The organism is Hominilimicola fabiformis, assembly GCF_020687385.1.
Taxonomy (GTDB): domain Bacteria; phylum Bacillota; class Clostridia; order UBA1381; family UBA1381; genus Hominilimicola; species Hominilimicola fabiformis.
In genome coordinates, this window is record NZ_JAJEQM010000020.1 from 33,952 (window position 1) to 45,591 (window position 11,640).

Genomic DNA, 11,640 nt, shown 5'->3' on the forward strand with positions numbered 1-11,640 from the left:
TAATATGGTTATTTTTCTAAAATCACAACTCTGTCGCCTGTCTTTATTGCACAGGCATTTGCGTCATCAGTATCGATGTGCATTTCCGTATTAAAGTCTTCTCTAACTCTGACCTGAACGTTATAGAAACGTGTCGGTTTTGAGTTTTGGATTTCAACATCAACGATGTCATTATCCTTAATTCCATACTTTTCTGCCTCTGCAGGAGTCATATGTATGTGTCTGTTGGCTATGATACAGCCTTCATTTAAAAATATACTGCCCTTTGGACCAACCAACGCCATCGGCGCACTGCCCTTTAACTCGCCTGAAGGACGTACAGGCGGACTAACCTTTAATTTAAAGGTATCTGTTCTTGAAATTTCAACTTGTGATTGTTTTCTGACAGGACCAAGTACACGAACACCCTCGATTGTACGAAGTGACGGACTTACCAATGTTACACATTCTTCTGCAGCAAACTGATCACCCATTAGCATTTTCTTTACAGTAAGTTCGTGTCCCTTACCGAAAAGAATTTCCAAATGTTCCTGTGATAAATGAACATGTCTTGCCGACACGCCGACTTTTATTCCTTTATTATCTTCTTTTTGCTTAATAATATCTACAACTGCCTTAGCAATCATATCTTGCAAATTGTTGTCCATTCCTTTTTCCTCCTAAAAATTGAGGTTTCATTCCCCATAGCTGTGACGGGAAAATTAAATTTCCCCGTCAGCCATGTCGGAATCGGACTTAACGTCCATACTTCGCCTTATGTATTTCTACATAAGAATTTTTACTTACTAAATCAAACAGCAGGTAAAATCTTTTCAACGTCACTGTGTGGACGAGGAATTACGTGAACTGATACAAGTTCACCAAGTCTTGAACCTGCTGCAGCACCTGCGTCTGTTGCAGCCTGAACTGCACCAACGTCGCCTCTTACCATAACTGTTACAAGACCTGAACCGATTCTTTCTGTACCGATTAGTGTAACGTTTGCAGCCTTAACCATAGCATCTGCTGCCTCGATTGCTGCTACAAGACCTCTTGTTTCTACCATACCTAATGCTTCTACTGCCATTTTAAATTTCCTCCTATTTTTTCTTGGGCAAATGCCCTTTTTTACTTAATTTATTTATCTAAAAGCACCAATGTGCAAATTAGAACTTAATTATTGTGTTTTCTTCGGACGACCGCGTCTTCTTGTTGCCGGTTTCTTTTCGGCAGTTGTTTTCGCAGTCTTTTCCGTTTCTGTTGATTTCTCAACTGTTTTTGGTTTTTCAGCCTTAACCGGAGTTTCTTTTATCGCTCCGACGTGTGTTCCCGCAATTTCCGAGTTAGGCTTTTTCTCCTCCTCGTCAAGATGCAAGAACTTAAATATCTCATGATGAGGTCTTGCTATAACCTGTGACGCTTTCAAACATCCGTCCTTTGTAGCTCTTGCCACACCGGCGTCAACTGACGCTTTTACGGAAGTAAGTTCGCCTCTTACGACTATTGTTACAAGTCTGCCTCCAAGCTTACGCTCTGTCGCAACAAACTCAACATCAGCCGCTTTCAGCATATCGTCAAGCATTATAATAGCATTTCCCAACGCTGAAACCTCAACCAAACCTAATGAATATTCCATCTGCTAACCTCCTACTTAAATCGAAGGCAGGATTTTGGCAATGTCATCATGCGGACGAGGAATTACATTAACTGCATAAACCTCTCCGATTTCTTTTGCCACTGCCTCACCGGCTTTAACAGCCGCCGTAACAGCGTCAACATCGCCTTGAATCACTACATTCACAAGACCTGAGCCGATTTTCTCAGTTCCGACTACCCATACGTCAGCGGTTTTGGTCATAACGTCGGAAGCTTCAATAGAAGCGGTAAGACTTCTTGTTTCGATAAATCCTAATGCCTGCACTCCTATATCATTCCTTTCCTTAAATTTACGCTACGCGTTATTTGGTATATGACCTACCTTATCTCTGCCGACACTTGTTCGGTTCGCCATTTTTTGCGAATCGTCGGTTGGTCTTGCAATTATGTGCTTATTTATAAGTCCGGATATGCTCTCCGCTGTTCTTGCAGCCGCATCAACCGCCGCAGTAACGGCACTGACACTGCCTTGAACTTTGACAGCCATAATAAGCGGTACTTCTACCGAATCGGCGTTTGCCGGCTTATTTGAGTCGATTGCAATAACTTTAACGTCTGCAGCTTTTGCAGCCGCGTCTGCCGCTGTTATCGCAGTAACAAATCCGAACATTTCTATAATTCCTATTGCGTCATTCATACTTATTCAGCCTTTCTTCCGAGGTTTAGATTAAGTCTTTTCTGACGTAAGCTATTTTCAATCCCTTCTGAGCAAGGTTTGTTTCAAGTGCCTCGTTCATTTCTTCAAGTGGGAATCTGTGTGTAATAAGTTCCTTAATAGGCAATCCGATTGCGATTGCTCTCTTTAAGAAATCAAATGTTGTAGCATAATCTCTAAGAGTATATACCCATGAGCCTACAAGCGTAATTTCCTTTGAGCAAAGGTCAAAGTGAGGATTGATTGTAGCGTCACCGCCGTTGATAAAGAAACCAAGTTCACAAAGTCCGCCGCCGTTTCTGATGAACTTATAGATATTGCTGTGAGCAACAGGCGAACCTGTACACTGGAATGCAAAATCCGCAAGATGTCCGCCGAAAGCGTCCTTTACAGCATTTGCAAGGTTATCGATACCCTTGTAGTTCATAAAGTTAACTGTTTCACCGGCACCCATTCTCTTAGCGAATGCAAGTCTTTGTTCATTACCGTCAACTGCAACGATATTTTCAATACCCATTGTGCGTAGAACTGCTATACAGATAAGACCGATAGGTCCGCAACCCTGAACAACAACTCTTGAGTTAAATCTCAAAATGTTAGTTGTCTTTGCTCTTTCAACAGCGTGTACCAAAACCGCACATGGCTCGATAAGAATTCTTGAATCAAGATCAAGGTCGCTTACGTTAAACACTGTTGAACCGCCTCTGATAAGAATGTAGTCACTGTACCAGCCGTTTAGGTGAACGTTATCATCAGGAAGAAGTCCGTAAACGTCTGCACCGCCTACATTTTGCTTATTAAGGTCAAACATTGTAATATCAGGATCGTCTTTGAAAATCATACAAGTAACAACCTTATCACCGATGTTTAAAGGCTTACCTGCGCTATCTTTCTTAACGTTTTTACCCATCTTTACGATTTCACCCGTACCCTCGTGTCCAAGAACAACAGGGATAAGTGAGAATGGGTCATTCTTATATTCGTGAGCATCTGTACCGCAAACACCGCAGCCTTCAACTCTTACAAGAATATCGTCATCACCCAACTCAGGGATTGGGTATTCCTGAATTTCAAAGTGCTTTAATTCTGTCATCATAGCAACTTTTGCAGTCTTTGGAATGTCACCGTTCGGAGCTGCTTGTGCTTTTGGAGCTGATGCAGGAGCACCGCTTGTCATTTCTTGCAAAACCTGTTGTACAAGCTTTGCTACATCATTTTCGTTTATATTCAAGGTTTTCACTCCTTTTTATATGATATTAAGTGCGTCTGAAAGTACGCATCTTCTCTGACGTGTAAAACTTCTCGGAGAAGTGATACCCTCACCTGTCGGACCGGCAATAGTAAAGGTTGTCCAACCTTCAGCGTTAAAGCCGATACCTGCATATGACGGAGCATTCTTAACAAATATTGTTGTACAGATTGCTTTTGCATATTGTGTCATATGGTCAACATTCTTTGAATGAAGATGAGCGCTGTGACGATTGCCGTGTTCAGCCTTAACAGCCATTTCAACAGCCTCGTCGAATGTATCTACTCTGACGATAGGAAGTATCGGCATCATAAGTTCTGTCTGAACAAATGCCTGTGAAAACTCTGTTTCACAAATGATACATCTAATATCGTCACCGACATTGATACCGATTTGAGCAAGAATCTTCTTTGCGTCACGTCCAACCCAATCCTTATTGATAACACGTTTTGGCTGTTCGCCCTCTTTTTTAGGCTTTGACCAAACAAGGACAACATCCTCAAGTTGTTTAACTTGTGCCGCATTGATTAGGTAAGCACCGTTCTTCAACATATTCTGAATAAGCTCGTCCGCAACATTTTTCATTACGAAACATTCTTTTTCAGCGATACAAGGAAGATTGTTATCAAATGTACATCCGTCGATAATATCTTTAGCCGCCTTTGGAATGTCGGCAGTATCATCAACAACAACAGGAGGGTTACCTGCGCCTGCGCCGATAGCTTTCTTTCCGCTTGAAAGCAGCATTTTAACAACGCCCGGACCGCCTGTTGCAACAAGCATTCTTACTGATGGGTCATTAACCATCTTAGCAGAAGTTTCTCTTGTCGGTTCTTTTACTGTACATACGATATTTTCCGGACCGCCTGCCGCAAGAATAGCTCTGTTGACAAGGTCAACAGCATATGCTGAAATTCTCTTTGCGTGCGGGTGCGGATTGAATATAACACCGTTACCGCCTGCAAGCATACAGATACTGTTACAAATAACTGTACAGCTTGGGTTTGTTGACGGTGTGATTGCACCGATAATTCCGAACGGAGCCATCTCAACAAGTGTAAGACCTCTGTCACCGGATAGTGCACGGGTTTCAAGGTCAGATGTACCAAGAGTTTTATCGGCAACAAGGTGATGCTTTAAAATCTTGTGATAAACATTACCCATTTTAGTATCCTCAACAGCCAACTTAGCCATTGGTTCAGCCTCTTCATGAGTAAGACGTCTGATTTCCTTTATAATATTTTCCCTTTGTTCTTTATTATAATGTCTAAAGGTCGTGTAAGCTTTGTTACAAGCTGCAATGGCCTCTTCCATTGTATCGAATACACCAAGCTGCTTTCTTGCAGGCTTGTTATCGAATGATGAAATATCCATTCCGGCAATAACGTTTTTAACGATTTCGCTTACTTGCTTTTCATCTACCATTAACTTTTCCAACCTCCTCAAGCAAATCGGGCTTTAAAATACGCGTCGGCAACCATTGCAAGAGTTGTATCTTGTTCTTTTGTGCCGCCTGAAACTCCGATTCCGCCGTATATTTTTTTGTCTGTTCTAAGCGGATAACCTCCGCCCAACAGCAATATTCCGTTTCCGTTTGTAAGTCCGTCAAGCGAACCGCCTCTTGATTCATCAAGTGCGATATGTGTAGGCATTTTCAGTGCTACGGCTGTATAAGCCTTATCCTGTGACGCCTGAACGCTTGCTATGTAACTATCGTCCATTGCGTGAAGAAGTACAAGATTTGCACCCTCGTCACGAATTGCAACAACCACTTTAACTCCCAAAATCGTCGCCGCTTTTTCAACTGCCTCGGCAAGTTCTTTCGCCATAGCAATAGTCATCTTTTCGGGACTTTCATGTTTGCAATTTCCGCCGCACTTACATTGTTTTTTACACTCTTTTTTCACTTCCGGTTTAACCTCCGTCGGTTTAGGAGCAGAAACAGGTTTTGCGACTTTTTTTTGTTTAACGGTTTGTCCAGAGTTAAGGCGTACTGCCAACTCATCGACAAGTTCATCAATAGTTTTCATGATGTTTCTCCGTTACTTATTTATTAAGTTGTTCCATAACTTTCTTTGTTACTTCTGCAACAAGGCTTTCCATATCCTTATTTGATGATGAAGGAGTCGGGCAAACCTGTGAAGGAAGCGGTTGGAAACCATGATAAGCGGCTGATGATTCTACGCCGTACTTTTCATTAGCCTCTGTCGGTGACATTGAGCAAGTATCGTCACCTTCATAACAACCCGGACAAAGCTTTTCCATAGGGTGCTTACCCGGAACGCCGAATTGCTTTCTAAGTTCAACAAGTTTCTTAACTTCACCGCAAGGGATTTCCTTTTCACCGCCAAGCATTCTTGCATAGAAAAGTAGCTTTGCGTAAAATTCTGTTGATTCCATTCTGAAGAATGCTGTGTTTAGGTCACAACCGAATGAAAGTGCACCGTGGTTTGCAAGTAGAATTGCATCATAATCTTGAAGATATGGTTCAAGTGATTCAGGAATTTCCATTGTTGACGGTGTACCGTATTGTGCGATTGGCACTGCACCAAGGAAGATGATAGCTTCCGGCATAATTAGCTTGTCAAGCGGAATACCTGCGATAGCAAATGAAGTTGCAATCGGAGGATGAGCATGAACAACGGCATTTACGTCCGGTCTTTGCTGATAAACCTTCAAGTGCATTTTGAATTCTGATGAAGGTTTCCAAGGGCCGTTAGCCTCTTTTATATTACCTTGTCCATCAACTTTACAAATCATTTCAGGAGTCATGAAACCCTTACTTACGCCTGTCGGTGTAACATAGTAATTGTTGTCATCAATTTTGACTGAAAAGTTACCGTCATTTGCGGCAACAAAACCGTCATTATAAATTCTCCTTCCGATTTCGCATAATTCTTTCTTAATTTCAAAGTCAGACTTATACATTTGTTTTCCCTCTTTTCTTTGTTTTTTTTGGTTTTATTTTGTTTTGTCTTTATTATACACCATATAAGTCTTGTTGTAAAGACTTTTTTCTGTGTTTTTGTGCTGTTTACCGCACAGACAAATTGTAAATTAATATCTTTAACTGTACATTATTATTTTATCACAAAACACCTATACTTTGCAAGTCTTTTGCGTAACATTTTGCACAATAAAACTTATTATTTTTTCCGCTTTATCAATAATATACAATCGTAATAAGTGAATTTTGTGAAATGTAACCAAAATGTAATATTGTTGTATTATAATTGCAATCTTATATTTTATTTCGCTATAAAAATAACGGACGCATTCGCGTCCGTTATTTTATTATTATTTTCAGAAATTAGTTTACAAATCTGTAAATAACGATTTCTTGTAGAGCACCCTTATCACAGAATCTTGCTATTGCATAATCACCTGTTTTTGTTTCAGAATCATATGGCTCAAGATCTGAAATCTCACTACCGTCTGTATCAATAGAAGCCTTACCGGTCTTTATATTGATTTCAATAGTATCCATAAGCTTTGATGAGTCGAATTGAAGAGTATTCAATGCACTTGCATCAATTTCAACCTTAGCCTCATCATCAAGATCTGATGAAAGCACTGCACCATATACCATCATATTACGAGCAATAAATTGGTTATATGCACCAAACGGTAGAGCATCGGCTACAGTCTTACCTTCATATACTTGTTTATACACATCATCTGCGTCAAGTACCAAGACAATTCTATCTCCACCATCATAAAGAATATAATCGCCCTCTGATAAGTAATCAGTCAATTTAGCACCAGATTGTGCATTCCAAATATCTGTTGTTGAATAGAACTTGCTACCACCCTGGTCTGCAATAATGCCGTTATTCTTACCCTTGTTATTCAACTTACCTAAAACAGCATTCTTTGTTGTTGTAAGAGATACTTCTGCACCATTAAAGTAACCATTGATTGTGTAAACTGTGTTGTCATCATCATCAACACCAGTTTCAATTTCATTAACGACCATTGTCGGATTGTTAGCAGCCGTATCAATATCCTTTACTGCTGCAAGAGCATCCGCACTTGAAGTAAAGTTGATAAGAATTGTAGGAACATTTGTATTTTCAAATTGACCAACAACGAAATCACGACTTGAACCGTTTTCTCTTACCACATAAGAACCTGAATTTACTGTACCAACCTTATAGTTGTCTGCATTTTTCATATCTGCTGCAGTCTTTGGAACTGACATTTCAACAATACCGTCACCAATCTTATATCCGCCAACAAGACCAGATACAACCGCAGTACTCTTTAAGTTTGTTGGATTAATTCTAAGAGCCTTGTCATCAGAAACTGTTTTAGCATTAACTGCACAATATAATCTTGTAATATTGCCACTTGAATTAACTTTATACTTTACAAGTCTAATTGCAACATTTGCATCAGATGAAAGTTTCATAAATGAATTTGCACTTACAAGAGCTGAAATTGTTGACTTAGCCTCTTCTTTTGAAGAAAGTGTTGTAGCAGCTGTTGCTGTAGGAGCCCAGTAATCAACACTTGAACCAAGCTTATATTCAGCTGACTTACCGTCTTGAGTCATCATTTCAATAATGTAACCGCTACCGTCTTCTGCGTCATAGCCGTTCATAATCCAACCATACTTTTCACCTGATTGAAGAACACTTCCGCCTGCTGATTCAATATAAGCTATACGACCGAACATATCTGTATAGAATGTTGATTGTGTACCGCTTACAAGATCGCCAACTGCAACGTTTGCAACATCGTACTTTGTACCGTTGATTGTAGCATAGCTCTTGTCAACCTTCTTTGAAATACCTGACGCCGAACCTGTAAAGCTTTCGCCTGTTACAACAACGTCAACAACTGTATCGTCAAGACTTCTTCTGATTGTTGCTACATCGTTCTTCTTTAGGTTTCTAAGTCTGATCTCGTTACCTGCTTTTGTAACAGAGATTGTTCTGTCTTCTGAATCGTCAAGTTTGATTGTTAGCGCCTTTGTATCGCCGAAGTTATCGTCATCTGCTACTTTACCTACGATTCTTTCGTCTGTTGCACTTGAAACTACCATTGTTTCATATGAATCTACGAATACAACATCAAATACATCGTCCTTGTCACTGTCTACAAGTCTGATGTTACCTTTTTCAGGAAGAAGTAGGTCATTGATTGATTCACCTAACTCTGCAAGTTGGCTCTTTGATATAATCTTACCGTTATATACGATTGATGCACCGGCACAGTTCTTTTTCTTGCTTACGCCGTCAATTTTAAATTTACCTTCATCTGTATCAAAGCCTTCAACTGTTTGAATATCATCAGCATCAGCCTTGAATGTTGTTGTCTTTGATGCGTCATATGTTACTGCAAGAACTTTTGGTGTAAGACCGCTGTTTTCCTTGTAGTAATATGTAATCTTTTGAGCAAGGTAATCTTCAAGACCTGTTAGGTCACAGTCAAATAGCTTAGCTTCATCGTCTTCATCTGAAACGATTTCGATTTGACCGTCTTGAACGTCTGTTGAAGATACGCTTGTCTTTGATGTAGCTGTAAGAACACCCTTCTTATCGATAACGTCAAACTTAGCCTTTGCCAATGTTCCGTTAGCTTTGTAAGTAGGAGCACCGTTCTCATAGCCGTTGATTTCCTTGTATTGACCAAGAAGTGCATTATACACCATCTTGATAACTACGCCACGGTCTGAGGCAACGTCTGCCGCACCCGGTGCGTTCTTTGTGATTTCAAGGTCTGACATACCTGCAACCTTAATATAACCGTTAGGATATCCGCCGTAATATTCAGCGTCATCTTGATAGTTCATAGCATTTACAAGCATTACACATACTTGAGCATATGTAACTTCGCCGTCAGGAACAAATGTTCCGTCACCCATACCGCTGATGATATTAGCCTCTAAAGCTGTTTGAATTTGATCAGCAGCCCAGTGTGATGATGTTACATCTGTAAAACCGTTCTGATATGTAGATGTTGATGTTAAATCAAGCATTCTTAGAACGATTGATGCCATTTCCGCTCTTGTTACCTTTGAATCAGGCTTTACACTACCATCTTCATAACCTGTGATAATACCAAGTGCACTACATAGTGAAAGTGCCTTGTCATAATAACTGTCGTTATCATAGCTGCTACCAGATGTAGTAGGAGCAACTGTAGCTACAGGAGCCTCTGTTACAGCAGGAGCCTCTGTTGCCTCTGCACCGGCAGGAGCCTCTGTTGCCTCTGCATCGGCAGGTTTTTCTGTTGCTTCTGCAGAAGTTGTTACAACTGTTTCAGCGTTTGTATCTTCATCTGCAAAGCCGACAACGCCGACTGAGCCTACAAGCATTGCTGATGCCAAAAGCGCACAGATTAGTTTTTTCATCTTGTTACCCATTTGAATACCTCCATAAAATTTAAAAATATAATACAAATTGGATTTTTCCAATTTCTATTAACGAAACTCACAGACAATTATATAGCATTGTCAATACAATTAACAGTTAAAAATCAGTTATAATTGTCTAATTTAAGGACTATTTTCGGTTGTTTTTATAAATTCAACCTACTTCATTTTTTTCTCTTGCCAACCTTGCAAATTCCCTGTACTCCAGCGGAGAAACTCCGGTATATTTTTTAAATACCTGACTGAAATATTGTGAATTTGAGCCGTAACCGACTTTTTCTGCAACTTCGTAAATTCTGTCCTTTTTACCCTCTATTATGAGATCTTTCGCCATTTCCATACGTTTTTCCATAACATAATGAGAAAAATTCTTGCCTGTTTCTTTCTTAAACAGCTTTCCGAGATAATCGACATTCGTATATAATATCGTTCCGGCAAGCCATCGCAGCGAAAGATTTTCATTTTCGATATTCTCATCAATTATGTTAATCGTATCACGAATAAGCGAACTGTATATTTTGTTAGATTCCGGTGCATTGGCTTTTGCGATTTCAAAACCGTTCTGTTCAATGAAAGATTTAATCTCACTAAGCTTTTTAGCCGCTTGAACAGAAACAATTCCTTTCATATACTTTTCGATTTTTTCAACACTGCAACAACGAATTATACAGACGTAAAGCTCCAAACAATACGTTTTTGCAACTGCCGGAGTCGGCATTGCTTTTTCAAGTGTTTTAAAAAATCCGCTCAAAAGCATTTTCAGCTTTTCCATATCACCGGTTTTTACGGCGTGTTCAATAGCGCCGTATTCAGCTTGTACACTAACAGCATTTTCGTTGATTTTAATATCGTTTTCATACAAAATCTCGCAGCTGTCAGAGTAAAACGAATATCCCATACATCTTTTCAGACGTTCGTATGACGCAGGTGCATCAGCTATTGACGCAATCTTGCTGTATACCGCCATAACATCATATCCATAGCACGTTTTCATAGTATTATGAATTTTCTCAAGTACCGATGTAATCTCTTGCTGTTCCAATAATGTTGTTATAAGAAACAAATGATTTTTTATTGTTGTGCTTAATAATAATCTATCTTCACCGATATACTGCTCAGAAGTGTTTTTTAAGAAGAATATATCTTCATCTTCACTTTGCTGTGACGGTTTAATGATTATCATTCTTGTTTCAAGCATACGGTCTACGCCAAACGTCTTACAATATATATTGAATATTTCATATGTATCGCCCGTACCAAGAATGTATTCTCTAAGAAATTGTTCTTTGATAATAGGCTTAACTCTGTCCGCCTCGGAAATAACCATTTTTTCAAAATTGCCTTTGTTTCCGACATCAGAATTATGTATATCATTCAACTTATACATAGACACCTCTCCCTTATAGGCACTCTCTCGCACTATACATTTTATATTATATACTGTTTTTCTTATAATTTCAAGTAAAAAATTTTAACAGAAAGTTCTTTGATTGTTCATAATAGATTATTTTGTATTTTTACCAATTGCAAGCACTATATCTTGTCTTTGTTTGAAAAAATTTTTATAAAAAAACCGACATCCCAACTGTTAGATTTTGGTCTGACTTTTGGGTGTCGGTTCAATATATTTCCGTTTTTTAATAAGTAATCATTCCAACCATTCAACTTCCAAACCAAGTGCCTCTGCGACGAAACGCACAGGGATAAATGTTCGGTCGTCTT

The 11,640-nt window shown here is 39.4% G+C and carries 12 protein-coding genes; all 12 read right to left on the reverse strand.

Features of this window, described 5'->3' with window-relative positions:
• Window positions 1-8: 8 nt before the first annotated feature.
• The gene (pduL, locus tag LKE05_RS12510; RefSeq protein ID WP_022229852.1) at window positions 9-647 is read right to left on the reverse strand and encodes a phosphate propanoyltransferase; all 639 of its coding nucleotides are present in this window, start codon (window positions 645-647) and stop codon (window positions 9-11) included.
• A 143-nt stretch (window positions 648-790) separates the two neighbouring features.
• Window positions 791-1,066, reverse strand: coding sequence for an ethanolamine utilization microcompartment protein EutM (gene eutM, locus LKE05_RS12515; RefSeq protein ID WP_117968447.1), 276 nt, complete (start codon window positions 1,064-1,066; stop codon window positions 791-793).
• A gap of 90 nt (window positions 1,067-1,156) precedes the next feature.
• Window positions 1,157-1,615, reverse strand: a complete 459-nt coding sequence (locus tag LKE05_RS12520) for a BMC domain-containing protein (RefSeq protein WP_303672322.1) — start codon at window positions 1,613-1,615, stop codon at window positions 1,157-1,159.
• Between the two features lie 15 nt (window positions 1,616-1,630).
• Window positions 1,631-1,900, reverse strand: a complete 270-nt coding sequence (locus LKE05_RS12525) for a BMC domain-containing protein (RefSeq protein ID WP_022229855.1) — start codon at window positions 1,898-1,900, stop codon at window positions 1,631-1,633.
• 30 nt (window positions 1,901-1,930) lie between these two features.
• On the reverse strand, window positions 1,931-2,272 hold the full coding sequence (locus LKE05_RS12530) for a BMC domain-containing protein (protein ID WP_022229856.1): 342 nt from the start codon (window positions 2,270-2,272) through the stop codon (window positions 1,931-1,933).
• Window positions 2,273-2,297: 25 nt separating this feature from the next.
• Complete coding sequence (locus LKE05_RS12535) at window positions 2,298-3,467, reverse strand: zinc-dependent alcohol dehydrogenase (protein WP_373367885.1); 1,170 nt, start codon at window positions 3,465-3,467, stop codon at window positions 2,298-2,300.
• A 69-nt stretch (window positions 3,468-3,536) separates the two neighbouring features.
• Entirely contained in the window at window positions 3,537-4,964 is a 1,428-nt protein-coding gene (locus LKE05_RS12540; RefSeq protein ID WP_022229858.1) for an aldehyde dehydrogenase family protein, read from the reverse strand.
• 17 nt (window positions 4,965-4,981) lie between these two features.
• Window positions 4,982-5,569: a heme-binding protein gene (locus tag LKE05_RS12545; protein ID WP_308457053.1), complete on the reverse strand. Its 588-nt coding sequence runs from the start codon at window positions 5,567-5,569 to the stop codon at window positions 4,982-4,984.
• Between the two features lie 16 nt (window positions 5,570-5,585).
• Window positions 5,586-6,467 carry a class II aldolase/adducin family protein gene (locus tag LKE05_RS12550; protein WP_308457054.1) on the reverse strand — a complete coding sequence of 294 codons (882 nt, stop codon included), beginning with the start codon at window positions 6,465-6,467 and terminating at the stop codon, window positions 5,586-5,588.
• Between the two features lie 382 nt (window positions 6,468-6,849).
• Window positions 6,850-9,909: an S-layer homology domain-containing protein gene (locus LKE05_RS12555; RefSeq protein ID WP_147515204.1), complete on the reverse strand. Its 3,060-nt coding sequence runs from the start codon at window positions 9,907-9,909 to the stop codon at window positions 6,850-6,852.
• 163 nt (window positions 9,910-10,072) lie between these two features.
• Window positions 10,073-11,305: a helix-turn-helix transcriptional regulator gene (locus LKE05_RS12560; RefSeq protein WP_308457055.1), complete on the reverse strand. Its 1,233-nt coding sequence runs from the start codon at window positions 11,303-11,305 to the stop codon at window positions 10,073-10,075.
• A gap of 261 nt (window positions 11,306-11,566) precedes the next feature.
• A partial coding sequence (locus LKE05_RS14095; RefSeq protein ID WP_373367886.1) for a stalk domain-containing protein occupies window positions 11,567-11,640 on the reverse strand: 74 nt, incomplete at its 5' end.